The organism is Streptococcus sp. FDAARGOS_520 (assembly GCF_003812685.1).
Lineage (GTDB): Bacteria > Bacillota > Bacilli > Lactobacillales > Streptococcaceae > Streptococcus > Streptococcus agalactiae.
In genome coordinates, this window is the sequence record NZ_CP033810.1 from 1,240,001 (window position 1) to 1,254,842 (window position 14,842).

At 30.9% G+C, this 14,842-nt stretch carries 19 protein-coding genes (1 of these 19 only partly in view); 12 read left to right on the forward strand and 7 right to left on the reverse strand.

Annotated features, from left to right (window positions below):
• From EGX96_RS06640 to EGX96_RS06685, 8 genes are all read left to right on the forward strand, one after another.
• Positions 1 to 956: the 3' portion of a lipase family protein gene (locus tag EGX96_RS06640; protein WP_000073526.1), read on the forward strand. It extends 679 nt beyond the left edge of the window; the window shows 956 of its 1,635 coding nt (coding positions 680–1,635); its start codon lies beyond the left edge, outside the window; the stop codon is at positions 954 to 956.
• 18 nt (positions 957 to 974) lie between these two features.
• Complete coding sequence (locus EGX96_RS06645) at positions 975 to 1,247, forward strand: hypothetical protein (RefSeq protein ID WP_000032101.1); 273 nt, start codon at positions 975 to 977, stop codon at positions 1,245 to 1,247.
• Between the two features lie 9 nt (positions 1,248 to 1,256).
• A complete protein-coding gene (locus EGX96_RS06650) occupies positions 1,257 to 1,607 on the forward strand; it encodes a hypothetical protein (protein ID WP_000567431.1) in 351 nt (116 codons plus the stop codon).
• An 860-nt stretch (positions 1,608 to 2,467) separates the two neighbouring features.
• Entirely contained in the window at positions 2,468 to 3,049 is a 582-nt protein-coding gene (locus EGX96_RS06660; protein ID WP_001060648.1) for a DUF3796 domain-containing protein, read from the forward strand.
• A gap of 2 nt (positions 3,050 to 3,051) precedes the next feature.
• Positions 3,052 to 3,270, forward strand: coding sequence for a helix-turn-helix transcriptional regulator (locus EGX96_RS06665; RefSeq protein WP_000514223.1), 219 nt, complete (start codon positions 3,052 to 3,054; stop codon positions 3,268 to 3,270).
• Between the two features lie 572 nt (positions 3,271 to 3,842).
• Complete coding sequence (locus EGX96_RS06675; protein WP_001031781.1) at positions 3,843 to 4,403, forward strand: GNAT family N-acetyltransferase; 561 nt, start codon at positions 3,843 to 3,845, stop codon at positions 4,401 to 4,403.
• Between the two features lie 99 nt (positions 4,404 to 4,502).
• Positions 4,503 to 5,081, forward strand: coding sequence for a GNAT family N-acetyltransferase (locus tag EGX96_RS06680; protein ID WP_001061004.1), 579 nt, complete (start codon positions 4,503 to 4,505; stop codon positions 5,079 to 5,081).
• Between the two features lie 42 nt (positions 5,082 to 5,123).
• Positions 5,124 to 5,804 (forward strand): GNAT family N-acetyltransferase, encoded by a 681-nt coding sequence (locus tag EGX96_RS06685; protein ID WP_000503137.1) that lies wholly within the window; start codon positions 5,124 to 5,126, stop codon positions 5,802 to 5,804.
• Positions 5,805 to 6,063: 259 nt separating this feature from the next.
• Here the strand turns inward: EGX96_RS06685 and EGX96_RS06690 are convergent, their stop codons facing one another.
• Positions 6,064 to 7,011, reverse strand: coding sequence for a sigma factor regulator N-terminal domain-containing protein (locus EGX96_RS06690; protein ID WP_000598067.1), 948 nt, complete (start codon positions 7,009 to 7,011; stop codon positions 6,064 to 6,066).
• Positions 7,008 to 7,499 (reverse strand): RNA polymerase sigma factor, encoded by a 492-nt coding sequence (locus EGX96_RS06695; protein ID WP_000025251.1) that lies wholly within the window; start codon positions 7,497 to 7,499, stop codon positions 7,008 to 7,010. The genes EGX96_RS06690 and EGX96_RS06695 overlap by 4 nt, the downstream gene beginning before the upstream one ends.
• Before the next feature lie 283 nt (positions 7,500 to 7,782).
• On the opposite strand from EGX96_RS06695, the gene EGX96_RS06700 reads away from it, so the two are divergent.
• Positions 7,783 to 7,944, forward strand: a complete 162-nt coding sequence (locus EGX96_RS06700) for a lipoprotein (protein ID WP_001872907.1) — start codon at positions 7,783 to 7,785, stop codon at positions 7,942 to 7,944.
• A 134-nt stretch (positions 7,945 to 8,078) separates the two neighbouring features.
• Here EGX96_RS06700 and EGX96_RS06705 read toward each other — a convergent pair whose 3' ends face one another.
• The 5 genes from EGX96_RS06705 to EGX96_RS06725 form a co-directional block, all read right to left on the reverse strand.
• Positions 8,079 to 8,687 (reverse strand): TetR/AcrR family transcriptional regulator, encoded by a 609-nt coding sequence (locus EGX96_RS06705; protein ID WP_000794361.1) that lies wholly within the window; start codon positions 8,685 to 8,687, stop codon positions 8,079 to 8,081.
• A gap of 23 nt (positions 8,688 to 8,710) precedes the next feature.
• The gene (locus EGX96_RS06710; RefSeq protein ID WP_001219926.1) at positions 8,711 to 9,808 is read right to left on the reverse strand and encodes an ABC transporter permease; all 1,098 of its coding nucleotides are present in this window, start codon (positions 9,806 to 9,808) and stop codon (positions 8,711 to 8,713) included.
• Between the two features lie 2 nt (positions 9,809 to 9,810).
• Positions 9,811 to 10,527: an ABC transporter ATP-binding protein gene (locus EGX96_RS06715; protein ID WP_000755578.1), complete on the reverse strand. Its 717-nt coding sequence runs from the start codon at positions 10,525 to 10,527 to the stop codon at positions 9,811 to 9,813.
• 263 nt (positions 10,528 to 10,790) lie between these two features.
• The gene (locus tag EGX96_RS06720; RefSeq protein ID WP_000359380.1) at positions 10,791 to 11,474 is read right to left on the reverse strand and encodes a hypothetical protein; all 684 of its coding nucleotides are present in this window, start codon (positions 11,472 to 11,474) and stop codon (positions 10,791 to 10,793) included.
• A gap of 20 nt (positions 11,475 to 11,494) precedes the next feature.
• Positions 11,495 to 11,806 carry a PadR family transcriptional regulator gene (locus EGX96_RS06725; protein ID WP_000613124.1) on the reverse strand — a complete coding sequence of 104 codons (312 nt, stop codon included), beginning with the start codon at positions 11,804 to 11,806 and terminating at the stop codon, positions 11,495 to 11,497.
• Between the two features lie 191 nt (positions 11,807 to 11,997).
• Here EGX96_RS06725 and EGX96_RS06730 point away from each other — a divergent pair, with 191 nt between their 5' ends.
• The 3 genes from EGX96_RS06730 to EGX96_RS06740 all read left to right on the forward strand — a co-directional run bounded on the left by EGX96_RS06730 (position 11,998) and on the right by EGX96_RS06740 (position 14,792).
• On the forward strand, positions 11,998 to 12,705 hold the full coding sequence (locus EGX96_RS06730; protein ID WP_000687001.1) for a hypothetical protein: 708 nt from the start codon (positions 11,998 to 12,000) through the stop codon (positions 12,703 to 12,705).
• Positions 12,706 to 12,982: 277 nt separating this feature from the next.
• The gene (gene nagA, locus EGX96_RS06735; RefSeq protein ID WP_000170470.1) at positions 12,983 to 14,131 is read left to right on the forward strand and encodes an N-acetylglucosamine-6-phosphate deacetylase; all 1,149 of its coding nucleotides are present in this window, start codon (positions 12,983 to 12,985) and stop codon (positions 14,129 to 14,131) included.
• Positions 14,132 to 14,249: 118 nt separating this feature from the next.
• Positions 14,250 to 14,792, forward strand: a complete 543-nt coding sequence (locus EGX96_RS06740; protein ID WP_000022339.1) for an isoprenylcysteine carboxyl methyltransferase family protein — start codon at positions 14,250 to 14,252, stop codon at positions 14,790 to 14,792.
• Positions 14,793 to 14,842 lie beyond the last annotated feature (50 nt).

Sequence of the window (14,842 nt, forward strand, 5' to 3'; positions counted from 1 at the left end):
ATGTATCAAGAAGCTTGGAAAAAATGGAAGGCATTTCTGCTAAAAAAATCCAAGAAGCTGGGAAGCATGTTACCTACTATGTCAATCCCTTTGATATAGTTAGTATGCTTAATCGTGAAAAGCCATGGAAAGACCAATTCGGGAAAGTAAATGTCATTGTTCCTAGTAAATATACGGGTACTTTTGATGAGCAATCTTCTCACGATTTTGGTGCCTTCCAAATTGATAGTAGCGGAAATCCTTTAGTTGCTTCTGAAAGCTATCATCCAGAATTATTAACATCTGGTCAAGACTTAGCTAGACTCGAAAAAAAATTCATAAAGAATCTTTTAGGAGAGCATTATGATTCGGATAAGCTAGGACCAGTACTCAAAGGCGCTCTGACTGGGGACCTGACTCGACTAATTGCAACATTAAAAGCTTGTGGTATCAGTGTCACTGTAAACGAAGCTAAAAAACTGTACGATAACTTCCAAAAAGACTACAAAGCCATAATTTCCAAAGCTAAAAAAGATGGCCTCGAGTGGGATCGCAAAAACATCGCAAGCTTCCATAGTAGGATCAAATCAGCATCAGGCAGTCAACGGATTTTACTTAGAACTCAAATGCTCTATATGGCAACGCAATTAGCAGAATCAGATGTTTCAGAAAAAGTCTCTGCAACAAAAAAACATATTAGTGAAGCTAAGGATACGATTGTAGAAATATCGACATCCACTATTTCATCAGCTGAAATAATGGCTATGCACCTTGACCAATCAGAAGTTGATGCTCTGGTTTCAGATATAAAAATGTCAACAGTTTGGAATGATGGCGTAGAGACTTCTGATTATGAAGCACTTGATCACTATAAAACAAAAATGACCACATTTACGACCAATTTGGTAACAGTTGCACAAAATTTAACAGCTCAAGATGAGCAACTAGCTGGTGATATTGTCACGAACTTATCCTAAAATAGAGAGATTAAATGAATGTCCAAAGAATTGAAATTGCCCTTGAATGAAATGTTGAAAGAACAAGAAAGAATAGCTATTAAGGCAATAGTTGCTACAGCAAAAAGCACTATTACGGATACTGGAACAAATTTAAAAGCAACTTTAGAGTCAGATGCCCAAGACCTAAAAAACTATGCATCCACCTATAACGCCAATATCACGGATGGTCTTGAAGGCCAGTCAGCTCAAGCAGCATCTGATTTCTTGACACAACTTCCAAAACCAGAGTTAGATAATCCAGTCAATTAGGAGGCTAGTATGATAGATACAAAAAAACTGCAAGAACTCGATCAAGAATATGATCAAAATCTCAGAAACATTTATCGTAACAGAGAGCAACTAGAAGATGACTTTCACTTGTTTATGGCAAGAACAGACAGCCTAAAAGAGTCTGTCTATCAAGCAACTTTAGGACAAGGTTGGGAATTACCCCAAGAAGCTCATGCACACCTATATAATATGGATGATAATAAGGATACATTCATATCAGAATTCAATGAATATATGGAAAAGCTTGAAGAAAAGGAAATAGATCTTCGAAGAGTTTATAATGATAGAGTAGATGAATTGTATCAGAAGGCTAAGCAAAACGAAGCAAAAAAAGGATAAAAATTTTTTCAAGTAATATATATAAATATGAAAAATAAAGAATCTTGCAGTAAAATGAGTATTTATTTTTCACGACGAACAGTCACTACAAAATCACTAAAATCTCAAAATTACTTGGTTTTTAAGTTAATGTCTAATACTCAAACCTTGTTAAATCAATGTTTGTTATCTTTAAAAAGTGCTCAGTAGCACTCAAAATCCATTGTCCTCACGGACATGCCGGTTCGACCCCGGCCGCCGGTATACTTATAAAGACAAGGTTTAGAAACCTTGTCTTTTTCTATTATTTTTTAAAATCAATAACCATAAGGGTACCATTTATAGTTTTATACTTTTTCAATTAGATATTTTGCTATATTATCATGATCCCGAAAAAGATTCTTACGGTTAATTCCTATATTGTCTAATTCTTTCATAATTTTCATTTTGTTTTGTACTTTAATAGTTTTATAGAGATAATGAGTAAATATTTATTTAAATACTGGGAGTTTATTTCACGATAAATAAAATTTTTACTCAATAGATGAACAGAAAAAGATTGTATACTATTGAAAAATTTAATTCAACTGGAGATTGTTTGGTGAGTTTATATAAAAGATTATTATTGTTTCAAATTATTGGATTCTTTGTGAAGTTATTAATGGAATTACTTTAAATAAAGGAGGAAAAATTATTTTAAAAAGTTTGACTTGTTGCATTACTTATTATTCCAAGAAGAAGATCTATTCCATGAGTTAGTAGATATAAAGACATAAGCTTGAAAATTTTCAAGCTTTTTTATCTTGCTATTTATAACATTAAGTGATATATTTATAACATAATACATGTGATATATTTATAACATAAACTTGGGAGATTTTATGAACAATAAAAACAAATGGACTATAATTTTACTTATTTTTACTATCATCGTAATTGATGTTAGCTTACTATTTGGCGGGAATCGTTTAAGTTTACCAATCAAATTATTAATTTTATTAGTAACCAGTATAGCAGAATTTTGTTCGATTTTTATAATGATAAAAGTTCCGACTCCTCAAAAATATAAGAAAGAACCATTTGGATTAAAAGCAAAATTTTATTCTATTGTACTCTTTCTCTCGACTATTCTTTATACAATTGGGATATGGAATGTGACGCCAGCTTCCCCATACAATGTTAAAGAATCAATTCTTGGAGTTGGCATTTTAATACAAGTAGTTTTCTTCATTTATTTTCTATTAAAAAAAATTAACGAAAGTCCCGATGAACGCTTTTATAGTAATTTAGCATTGTCAGCTTCTTTGATGTTTTTGATATCAATAATGTTATTAATTCTTATAGCTATTTACCTTAATATATATGGAACGTTAGAGTTAAAATCAGGCTACCTTTATATTATGGTAGGTTTATTATTACTAATGTTTGCTGTTACATATTACTTTCTTGAGGGACGGAGATAATAATGGGGAAAGAAACAAAAATTATCAGTTCTTTAAAACAGGTTAGAGAAGATATCGGAATGACTCAACAAGAGTTAGCTATTCGGATAGGTGTTAGGAGAGAAACAATTGGTCATTTAGAAAATAACAGGTATAATCCTTCTCTAGAGATGGCACTTAAAATTGTTAAGATTTTCGACATGAAGATAGAAGATATTTTTCAATTAAGGAAAGAGGATTAAGGTGAAGGAAGTAATTTGTTCGTTTTGTGGGGAAAAGATTTTATAACTTATAAATAAAATAAGGGGTACGCAGGATTGCTTCCTCTTAATAGGATATTAGCTACTGGCCTAGAAGTACATCATGATATTTGTAGAAATTGTGGTACTATTGCTAGAAGTTATATAAATGACTTGGAGAAATTGAAATAGGTATATAAAATATATTGGTTACTCAAAAATCACTAAAATCTCAAAATTTCTTAGTTTTTAACCTGATTTCCAAAACACAAATCTTGTTAAATCAGTGTTTGTTTACTTTAAAAAGTGCTTGGTAGCACTCAAAATCCAGTGTCCTCACGGACGTTCCGGTTCGACCCCGGCCGCCTGTATACTTTAAAAGATAAGGTTTCTAGACCTCGTCTTTTTTGTTTTGTTAGATAATTTATTGTGAAAAGTTACCTAAAATTACTTATATTTGTTTTTTATTATTGTATTTTTTATAATGTAGTTAATAACTTTTCAAGGAGGTAATATTATGGAAATTTTAATTGAAACACACTTATTTATTTACTCTGGAAGAAAGGAAATAAAAATTGAATAAATTTTTTTTAGAATCAGAGAGACTTATTATAAGGCCACTAGAAGAAAGTGATTATGATAGTTGGTATACTAGTTTTATGAATCGTGGACCATCTTTAACTCCATTTGATGATGGGATACTTGATATGTCTATGTGTGACATTAATTGGTTTAAAAATTTAGTAAATTTACAAAGGAAAGAATGGGAAAGTGACATAGTATATATATTTGGTGTTTTTCTAAAAAGCGGTGAGCACGTAGGAATGTTAAATATTGTTACCCTTGCAAGAGCAGATATGCAATGGGGAGAATTGGGATATGTTTTTCATAATCAATTTTGGAGTAATGGCTATGCATTTGAGTCAATCTTGGCATTACTTAATAGTACTTATGAAAAATTGGGTTTTCATCATATTGAAGCACAGATTACTCCTGGGAATGAACGATCGGAAAAGTTGGTTAGAAGATTGGGATTAACCTATGAGACAACTCGAAAAGATTTTTCATTTGAGAATGGAAAATGGACAGATAAACTGATTTATAGTATAAATTTACATAATAATAATTTAGAATAATTTTATAGACTTACAAAGAAATTTAAAGCTTATAATATTGTATTTTTGGAGATTATTGAAGTGGTTTATAGATAATTAAGGAAGGAATATTGATTAGAAATGAATAATTTGGATACACTATATTGTAAATTAGCAATGTGCAACACAGTACTAACGGAAAGATTACGACTCCAGCCTGTTGAATTAACTAATGTAAATGATTTTTTAGAATTTTCATCTGATTCTGAAACAGTATTCTATATGCAACGTTATAAAGCTAATACCGTAGAAGAAGCACAAGTCGTTTTAGCAAATGTTTGTATGAAATCACCATTAGGAATTTATGCAATGATTGAAAAAGAATCACAGAAGATGATAGGTATTATTGAATTAGAAATCAGAGATGAATTTTCTGCAGAATTTGGTTATATTTTAAATAAAAATTATAATGGAAAAGGTTATATGACAGAAGCTTGTTCAAAATTGATGTCAATTGGATTTGAACATCTAGACTTGGAAAGAATTTATGCTAGATTTGACATTAATAATAAAAAATCTGGAAATGTTATGGAACGGATAGGTATGAAAAAAGAAGGCGAGCTTCGTCATCTTGCAAAAAATCCAAAAGGTGAGTGGAAAACAAGAGCGTATTATTCTATTTTAAAAGAAGAATATTTTAATAAAGTTAATACTAAATAGTCTGAGATGTAGAGAATTAGATATAATCTTTTTAATCAGCCAGTGGGTGATGTCGTTGAAAATTTTACGGAAGGTAAAAATCCGAAGATTGATACACTTAATGGGAAAACAGTTAGAATAGAAAAAATAAATCCAGATCATTTTGAAGACTTATTTCAAGTTTATGGAGAATTGTCTACTGAAGATAGTTTAACTTATATATCTTTTAGCAAATTTAATAGTAAGAATGAATTTGATGTCTTTTTCCAAACTCTATTAAAATCAGAAGATCCTTATTATTTAGCTATTGTTGATAATAATACTGGTAAAGTATTAGGGACTTTTTCATTAATGCGTATTGATACAAAAAATAGAGTTGTTGAAATGGGATGGGTGGTTTATTCATCAAAACTAAAACAAACAAGGATAGCAACAGAAGCTCAATATTTGGTTATGAAATATGTTTTTGAAGAACTCTGTTACCGCCGTTATGAGTGGAAATGTGATAGTTTGAATGCACCATCTAATAATTCTGCAAAACGACTTGGTTTTACTTTTGAAGGAACTTTTAGACAAGCTGTCGTATATAAGGGTCGTAACAGAGATACAAATTGGTATTCTATTTTAGATAAAGAGTGGCCAGAGAAAAAAACACGGTTTGAAAAATGGCTAGATGATTCAAACTTTGCTGTAAATGGGTATCAAATCAGATCACTATCAAGCATTGAGCAGAAGACAAAATAGAGTCATTCATTAATCACTAAAATTTCAAAATTACATGTTTTTTTAGCTAACATCTTAAACTTTGTTAAATAAATGTTTATTAACTTTTAAAGGTGCATGGTAGGACTCAAAATCGGGTGTCCTCACGGACGTGCCAGCTCGACTTTGGTCGCGGGCATCAAAGAAAAAAGTCAAGATTATTATCTTGTCTTTTTTTCTATGAGTTATTAACTGTAAAAGTTACATAAAATTACCAAATAAATTTTTTAACAATTAATTATCATTCTTTATCTAATTTATAATAGGGCTTATATTCTATGTTTGCCCCTATACTTGAAGCATGTACCCATTCTTTTTCTTTAAGTTGTTTAAAGTTTTCGGCTTTACCTGTTAATATTATTCCCGAAAATTTTAATTTGTCGCTATTATTTACCTTGTCGTATTTTTTGGCATACTTTTCTAAATCTGAGTAGATATTTATATTATTAAAGTATACTTTTGAGTTACCTTTTAAGTTTTCTTTTATTTTATCTATGAATATTTGTGGTGTATTCAAAGTTTCAGGATCTGTACCGAATTGATACTTTGTTGGCCAATATGATGTATCTAATTCTGTGCTTGTACCTATCCATAACCAATTTTGTTTTATATTATTTGGTATCATTGTTTTTATTTCTTTGTAACTATAGGACTTATCAAAAGTTATTGCAATTTCAATAAGATCATTATTCAATTTATTTACATATTTTAAATCATTTGTTGGAGTTGTTTTGGCTTCTCCTTTTTTATACTTAACATTTTTATTGAAAAATTGTGGAACTTTTTGTCTAGTACCTCGATCATACAAGCCATTCTTTTCTGATTTTTCATCAGCATTTGTGCCAAAAGTACCTGAGATACTATAATTTTCTTCAAAACTAGAATATGGAATTTGAACCCCATCGATATCTTTAAATCTATCAGCATGTACTTTACCAGTAAACTGACCGCTTGGCTGGTAATAGAGACTATCATAGGAAATATTTGGATATGCTATTTCAGAAAGTAGTTCAAAGTTATGATATGTTTTTTGACCATTTTTTGAAGTTAAATATGTAAATCCTTTAAAAGCTATTCCAACTACTAATAGTACAGTTATTAATGCCAATACTACGGTCTTGAATAATGTTTTCCTTTTCCTTTTTTTGGCTAATTGTTCCAGTGGATCACTAAACTTTGTTTTTATCATATTTTAAAATTATCCTTTTCTAAATATTTTTTAACTTCTCTTCTAGCTCGCATAAGTCTTATTTTAATTGTACTTTGTGATTGTCCAGTAATTTCAGATATTTCTTTAATTGAAAAATCATTAAAATAATATAAATCTATTAAAGTTTGATAATCTTTCTTCAAGTGTAATATTGCTTCATGTAATTCAAAAAACTTCTCTGATTCGGTGTAATACAAATTATTTTCTATAAAGAATTCTTTTTGCAGGATTTCGTTATAGCGTTTATTTCTTCGATAAAGATCAATATACCTCCTAATTGTAGTACGATACATCCAAGCTTTTATTTTATCAAGTGGAAGGGAGAAATCAGATTCTAGTATTTGTAAAAAGACGTCTTGAGTAACATCCTGTGCTTGACTAGGATTAACACCTGACTTAATAAGGTAAGCTATTATTTGATGTGAAATAACTAGTAATTCTTTTTCATAGTCATCTAAAATTGACATTTTACCTCCTTTCGCTATTATATTAAACCCTCTTCATTAATATAACGAATTAAAGAGAGCTTTGGTTACATAAAAAAATAATTTATATATATTAAAAATCAGGTGATGGTAAAAATTAAAGATAAAATAATAAACTTGTTTTTAGTTCATATGTTAGTTCTAAATAATAATATAAAATCGTAAAAATTTTGTTAGACTAACATTGGTTTTAAAATCTTGTAAAAAATAATTATTTTTATTAGGTACTTGACATAAGAAGTAGTTTTTAAGAAAAGAGAGCATGATGAAAAAATATATAAAATGGTTAATTCCCATATCTATTATTGGGATGTTACTAGTAGGCTGTCAAATGAATAGGGGACCTAAAAGTCAGTCAAACGAAGTAAAAAATAGCAAGCAATCAGAAGTGAAGAAAGGTAAAAATATGATAAAAAAGAACAGTTAGCCTACCTAAAGAACATGAACAAGAAATAATGGTGAATTATTTAAATGTATCTTTTGATAGAGTAGAGTATACGATGGTATTTTTAATGAGATGTAGAGTAGATTGAATGCTTTCTTTAAATTTAGAAGTATTATCTAGCTCAGTAATTTTAATATTTGTTTTTCTATTTGTTTTAGTTCTTCCTCTAGATTTTCAGGCTTTATATTAAGGATATATAATTGAATAAAGAAAGTAATGAACTGTCCGATTACTGCTCGAAGTATTTCCATTTTATTCAACGAATTTCCTTCACTTAAACAGTTGAAAATTTTAGTAATGTTTGGATCAGTTGAATTTATTAGCTTAGTAAAAATAGTTGATGTTTCACTATTGATTAATAATTCTTGCATCAATATTTTAATGAGATCATTATTTTTTTCAATAAATTTAAAACGGTCCTGTACAAAGAAATGAATTAGTTCCTCTTTAGTAGAAAATGTAGATAATTCTGTAAAGAAGGGGCGTCCAATAGTTTGTACGATTAACTCGAGAATAAAGACCAAAAGCTTGTCTTTAGTTTCAAAATATTTATATATAGTTGCTTGGCTAACTTCTGCATTTTTAGCTAGTTGAGCAGTGGAAGTTCCATGGAAGCCTTGTGAGGCAAAGAGCTCTATAGCGGATAAAATAACTTTTTGTTTTCCTTTTGGCATCTCTTGGTCATTAATATACTGTTCAATAGAAAAAATAATATTATTTTTCATACTTAGTTCCTTTTCAAATGGTATTATACTTTACGGTATCGTTTTAGTCCAAAGATATTTGCGATGGTTAAAATAATTAAAAATAGAAGAAGTACCAGAAGATTTGAAGAAACGTTAGGTAATCCTTGACCGTACATAATTATTTTTGTAAGTGCATCACCAGAGTAGGAGAGCGGTAGAATTTTACCGACTGTCTGAGCCCAACTTGCCATATTTTCTAGAGGGATTATTCCTGAAAAGAATAATTGAGGCATTATAATTAAGGGAATAAATTGCATCATTTGAAATTCTGATTTTGCTAGAGTAGACATTAAGATTCCTAATGATAAGGCAACCAGAGCCAAAATAAAATTGACAATGATGACACTAAAAATACTACCTACAACTTGAATATCTAGTAGCCAAATAGTTGATAAAACGATAACTATCGTTTGAATAATTGCTAGAATGCCGTATGATAACATATATCCAAATACAATATCACTACGTTTAACAGGAGTTGCAAGGAGTCGATCAAGTGTACCAGAAGTACGCTCTTTTAATAAAGCCATTCCAGAAATTAAAAAAACAAAGAAGAAGACCATAAATCCCATTAGTATTGGTATCATTTTTGCAAAAAAGCCTGTATTTTTATTTCCGTAATTATATTTTTCTTTGATATATTTGGAGCGAGTTTGTAAGGATTGTGCTAGTTTCGGATTCTTATTAGCTAAAATTTTAACTTGCGAAATCAGTTCCTTACTGTTCATTGTATTAACAGCGGTTTTAAAAGCTTGTCTTGTTAAAGTCGTCTTTGAAGAATCTGTATTCGCATAGAAGACAGTATAAGATTTATTGTCCTCCGAAATAAGAGCATCAATTTTATTTGATTTGAGTGCTTTTTTAGCAGATGAGTTAAATTTAAATGATCTCACTTGAATATGCTTAATATTATCTAAATTTGAAACGACCTTCGTGTTAACGTTAATAGTTCCAATCTTAACTTTTGTATTACTATTCGCAGAAAACATAACATTCATCAAAAACATAATTAAAATAGGTGCTAAAAACATCATAGCAAGTGTTCTTTTATCACGAAACAGTTCTTTTATAACCTTTTCAGTTATTGCAATAATTCTCATGATTATTCTCCTTCAGCTTTTAAGAAAACTTCCTCAATAGTACTCACATTAAATTGTTTTTTTAAATGTAATGGAGTATCAAAGGCAATAATGTTTCCACGTAATAGTAGTGCAACCTTACTTGTTAATTCTGCTTCATCCATAACGTGGGTTGTAATAAAGATAGAATGTCCTTCATCCTTAATATTAATTAGCTCTTGCCAGATTTTTCTCCTCAAGGATGGATCAATTCCAACGGTAGGTTCATCTAGGATTAAAACTGTGGGGTTTCCAAGTAGGGCGATGGCTAGAGAAAGCCGTCTTTTCATACCTCCTGAGTAACCTGAGACAAATTTATCAAGTTGGTTTTCTAGATCTACTACTTTAGAAATATGAGTTATCTGCTGTTTTAATTCAGTTTTTTGAATACCTTTCATTTTTCCAAAGAATAATAAATTTTCTAAGCCAGTTAAAGACTCGTATAAGGCATCAGATTGAGCCATATAGCCAATTTGATTTAAAATATTACGATCTGGCATTTGAGTATCAAGAACAAGAGCTGTTCCCTTATCTGCTTTTTCCATGCCAAGCATAGTTTTAATCAAGGTAGATTTCCCTGCTCCAGAGGGTCCTATTAATCCAATTATTTCGCCTTTAAACACCTCCAAATTAATATTATTTAAAACGGTTTCTGAGGCATATGCTTTTTGTAGTTTTTTTAAATCGATGACTTTTTTCATGATAACTTTTTGCTCCTCTCTCAGTGAGTGAGTGTTTACTCACTTATTTGATATCATATATTATAGTGTGTAAAGACAGGCTTGTCAATAAAAGAATTGACAGGAAGTTAATATACCATAATAGTCAATAAAATGGCTTATTTGAGATAACTAATTTTTTATCTTAAAAATCAGTTGCATGGAGAGCATTCGTGAAAATGGGCACAGAATAAAACGACTAAGAATATCCTTGTCGTTTTATTTTTTATATAGTTATACCTCTTTTAAAATTCAATATAATAATGTTTATTCAGGTATTTTTTAACAATGATATGAAGAGAGAAGCTAAGTCCCAGTATAATTAAATAAATCCAAAGGGGGATATTAATGAAAGGAAGATGATAATATTTTCCTATAAGGATATAAGCTATGATAAGCGAAAGAATTAGAAATATATATCGAAAGAAATATTTCTTTTCTTTCGATTTATCGAAGTTATATGTAGCATATATTATGGTATCAGCTATCTTGACAGCAATAATACTGATAAAGATTGCAAAAAGAACATCTAATAGAGTAATAGGGATTAGATCTGGTACTGACTGTTGAAGTGCTTCAGTAATGAGATATCCTCCTAAAAAGATAATCATTTGGATAGTTAGTAGTAAAATGGCTAAATCCCAACGTTGTAATGTTTCTTCTTTCTTAGAGATTTTAGGTGTAGATTTAATAACTTGGTTTATAAAGTCATGCCTATCTTCTCCAAATACACTAACTAAACTTGCTTGTCGCTCTTGTGCTTCTAATAACATATTGACAATATCATTTCGAATGAGCTCCTGATGGTAGGGGCTAATGCTAGCACCTCGCAAATAGACAATCATATCTGTATAGGTTTGGTTATTAGAGTTATCAATTCTTCCTTCTAATAGCGTATTTTCTTTTTGTAATTTTTTCAGTTTATCCATGCTAGTTTCCTCTCCAATTTTTAGAGTAGTTTGTTTAATGCTTTACTAAGTGACTCCCAATTCTGTTTAAATTGGGCTAATTGCTCCACGCCTTCATTGGTTAACGTATAATATTTACGCTTAGGTCCTTGAGGGGAAGGCTTTTGTTGTCCTTTTATATATTTATTGCTTTGTAGTCTTAAGATAATGGGGTAGATTGTCCCTTCGGAAATTTCTCCAAAACCATAAGAATTTAATTTTTTTGAGATTTCATAAGCATAAGTCTCCTCTTGCTGTATGATTTTTAGGATAGCTCCTTCAAGTAATCCTTTTAGCATTTGCGATGGAATCATATTATATCCTTGTCTATATTGTAATACAAGTTACTGGTATAGCTACATTGTAATACAAAGTAGTTGAGATGTCAAATATAACTAAGTTACCGGTAGAAAATAAGAGTGATAGACGATGATTCTTCTAAAATAGGTTTGTTTATGTCCTTTAGTTTATGTTATAATAATGTGAAGAAACTTTAGGAGTGAGTATGAAAATAGATAAAAAAGAACTTTTAGCACTTATTGCTAGTATTATTTTATTAATTTTTGCTTCTGTTACGTTTTTCTTATTTAAAGATCATGGCACTACTCAAATGGATACTGTAGAAAGCAGTGTTAACCATGTCAGTGATTCTCAATTAACTGAGGCACAAGATATGTTAGATAAATTTGAGAAGAAACCTTCAGAAAAATTATTGAAGGATGTCGAACTTGCTTTAAATAAATTGTCCAATTCTTCTAAAAAAGAAGCTTTGCAAAAACGTTTTAAGAAAGCAAAAGATAAGTATCTTAAAGACGAAGCAGATAAGAAAGCTACCAAAGATGCTACAGATTTAGTAGAAATTCTAGAACAAGCCCCTTCAGAAGAAAATGTGTTAAAAGCTGAAGCAGCAGTCAATAAGTTAACTGTCAAAGAATCTAAAGAAGCTTTACAAAAACGTATTGATACTGTTAAGACACAATATGGTTTGATTGGGAATCAAACTCCCTCTAGTTCAGTAGCTGAAACTACAGAACAAGGGACAGCTAATCCTGCTAGTCAGGATACTTCTAGTTACGTTAATCAGAATGTAGCACCAACTTATGAGCAACCGCAAGCGAATAATACACCAGTTACTCCAGGGGTTAACAATACTGTTCCGACTCCAGGAACTGGTACTGTACCTGCTACTAATGGGACAGGTGTTGCTCAGTAAAATCCTGAAAGTCTAGTTTTACTAGACTTTTTTGCTATGCTTTTTAATTAGCCATTCTCATCAAAAACTATAAGAGAATTAGCAATTGATAGTTTTGAAGAAGGAAAAGAATTATGAGCAACAGCAATTAAAACCTTAAAAATACAACCAAGTGAAGTGGTTTATAACAAGTGTACAGTTCTTTCTTAGAATAAACCATGACTTGTCAAAAAATAGGTATATACCATTTACAAAAATACCTTAAAGCGTTATAATGAGAGTGAATGGGGGGAAGAAGATGACGAAGTACATCAAGGCTGACCGATTCTTTTATGCTGATCATGTAAAGGAAAACGGTTATTTAGAAATAAAAGATAATCACTTTGGTAAATGGATAGAAAATATTTCTGGACAAGAGGAGATTTTAGATTATTCAGGTTATCAAATAGCACCTGGTTTAGTTGATACACATATTCATGGTTTTGCTGGCGCTGATGTTATGGATTGTGATTCAGAAGGAATTTTGCGAATGAGTGCTGGCTTACTATCTACTGGAGTCACATCTTTCTTGCCGACAACCCTAACTTCAGATACAAAGCGACTAGAAGAGGCGTCTAAATCAGTTGCGGCAGTAGCGGGCAAAGAACAAGGAGCAAAAATTCAAGGCATCTATTTTGAGGGACCATATTTTACTGAGGAATATAAAGGAGCTCAAAATCCGATTTATATGAGAAATCCAAACTTGGAAGAGTTTGCTCAATGGCAGAAGGCTGCAAAAGGCTTGATTACAAAAATTGCTTTGGCACCAGAACGTGAGGGAGTTGAGGAATTTGTCTCAGCAATCACAAAGCAAGGTGTTACGGTAGCTTTAGGTCATTCTAATGGGACATATAAAGAAGCTAAAAAGGCAGTGAAGGCGGGTGCCTCAGTTTGGGTACATGCGTATAATGGTATGCGTGGTTTGACACACCGAGAACCAGGTATGGTTGGTGCGGTTTATAATTTACCTAATACCTATGCCGAACTCATTTGCGATGGTCATCACGTTGATCCTGTTGCTTGTGACATTTTAATGACACAAAAAGGCCATAATCATGTGGCATTAATAACAGATTGTATGGCAGCTGGAGGTGCCCCTGATGGAGATTATATGTTAGGGGAATTGCCCGTGGTTGTGTCTAATGGAACTGCGCGTTTGAAAGATGGAGGTAATTTAGCTGGTTCTATTCTTAAGCTCAAAGATGGATTAAAAAATGTTGTAGAATGGGGAATTGCTACTCCGGAAGAGGCAGTGCGTATGGCGAGTTATGTTCCGGCAGTGTCTGTAGGCATTGATAATGTCTGTGGACAGATAAAAGAAGGTTATGCAGCGGATTTTATTGTATTAGATAAACATCTAGATTTAGTTGCAACATACCTTGATGGGGAAAAACGTTGGCAATCTTGAAAGAACTAGTTTTTACTAGTTCTTTTTAATTTATTAATTTTTAATGAAATATAGTTTGACAATAAAACTATTTTTTCTTATAATGTTGTAATATAATACAAAACAATAGGAGTTTACAATGTCAATTATTATTGGGTTAATGGCCGCTATGTTTATTATTCGTTTAGCTTATTTAAAGCTATCTATAGCTAATGAAAAGGCCTTAAGAAAAAATGGTGCTAAAGAATATGGTGTAGGTGTTTCAAAAGCAATCACAGTTCTTCATATTATCATTTATTTTTCATCTGTAACTGAGGCTATTCTAACAAAAGCAAGTTTTAATTTTGTTAGCGTAATCGGGCTTAGCTTGATGATTTTTTCTGTGTTTATGTTACATACAGTAACACGTTTACTTGGTCGTATTTGGACAGTGAAATTAATGGTAGATAAAAATCATCAATTTGTAGATCACTGGTTATTTAGGGTTGTTAAGCATCCTAACTATTTCTTAAATATTGCTCCTGAACTTTTAGGTGTAACTTTATTGTGTCATGCTAAATACACAGCATTATTTGTCTTGCCAATTTATGCTTTTGTTATTTATTTAAGAATTCGTGAAGAAAACTTATTATTAAAAACGATCATTATTCCAAATGGAATCAAAAAGTCTAGGGTATATTAAGAATAAGATAAATAGTAGACATAAAAGTCATTTTTTGTTATACTGTCTCA

What these genes read in the sequence shown, in the direction of transcription:
- EGX96_RS06710 (WP_001219926.1), bottom strand. Translation starts at nt 9,808, where the DNA reads ATGAGAATTATTGCAATAACTGAAAAGGTTATAAAAGAACTGTTTCGT.
- EGX96_RS06690 (WP_000598067.1), bottom strand. Translation starts at nt 7,011, where the DNA reads ATGATAAAAACAAAGTTTAGTGATCCACTGGAACAATTAGCCAAAAAA.
- EGX96_RS06730 (WP_000687001.1), top strand. Translation starts at nt 11,998, where the DNA reads ATGAAAATAGATAAAAAAGAACTTTTAGCACTTATTGCTAGTATTATT.
- EGX96_RS06665 (WP_000514223.1), top strand. Translation starts at nt 3,052, where the DNA reads ATGGGGAAAGAAACAAAAATTATCAGTTCTTTAAAACAGGTTAGAGAA.
- EGX96_RS06700 (WP_001872907.1), top strand. Translation starts at nt 7,783, where the DNA reads ATGAAAAAATATATAAAATGGTTAATTCCCATATCTATTATTGGGATG.
- nagA (WP_000170470.1), top strand. Translation starts at nt 12,983, where the DNA reads ATGACGAAGTACATCAAGGCTGACCGATTCTTTTATGCTGATCATGTA.
- EGX96_RS06650 (WP_000567431.1), top strand. Translation starts at nt 1,257, where the DNA reads ATGATAGATACAAAAAAACTGCAAGAACTCGATCAAGAATATGATCAA.
- EGX96_RS06680 (WP_001061004.1), top strand. Translation starts at nt 4,503, where the DNA reads ATGAATAATTTGGATACACTATATTGTAAATTAGCAATGTGCAACACA.
- EGX96_RS06720 (WP_000359380.1), bottom strand. Translation starts at nt 11,474, where the DNA reads ATGGATAAACTGAAAAAATTACAAAAAGAAAATACGCTATTAGAAGGA.
- EGX96_RS06740 (WP_000022339.1), top strand. Translation starts at nt 14,250, where the DNA reads ATGTCAATTATTATTGGGTTAATGGCCGCTATGTTTATTATTCGTTTA.
- EGX96_RS06705 (WP_000794361.1), bottom strand. Translation starts at nt 8,687, where the DNA reads ATGAAAAATAATATTATTTTTTCTATTGAACAGTATATTAATGACCAA.
- EGX96_RS06715 (WP_000755578.1), bottom strand. Translation starts at nt 10,527, where the DNA reads ATGAAAAAAGTCATCGATTTAAAAAAACTACAAAAAGCATATGCCTCA.
- EGX96_RS06645 (WP_000032101.1), top strand. Translation starts at nt 975, where the DNA reads ATGTCCAAAGAATTGAAATTGCCCTTGAATGAAATGTTGAAAGAACAA.
- EGX96_RS06660 (WP_001060648.1), top strand. Translation starts at nt 2,468, where the DNA reads ATGAACAATAAAAACAAATGGACTATAATTTTACTTATTTTTACTATC.
- EGX96_RS06695 (WP_000025251.1), bottom strand. Translation starts at nt 7,499, where the DNA reads ATGTCAATTTTAGATGACTATGAAAAAGAATTACTAGTTATTTCACAT.
- EGX96_RS06725 (WP_000613124.1), bottom strand. Translation starts at nt 11,806, where the DNA reads ATGATTCCATCGCAAATGCTAAAAGGATTACTTGAAGGAGCTATCCTA.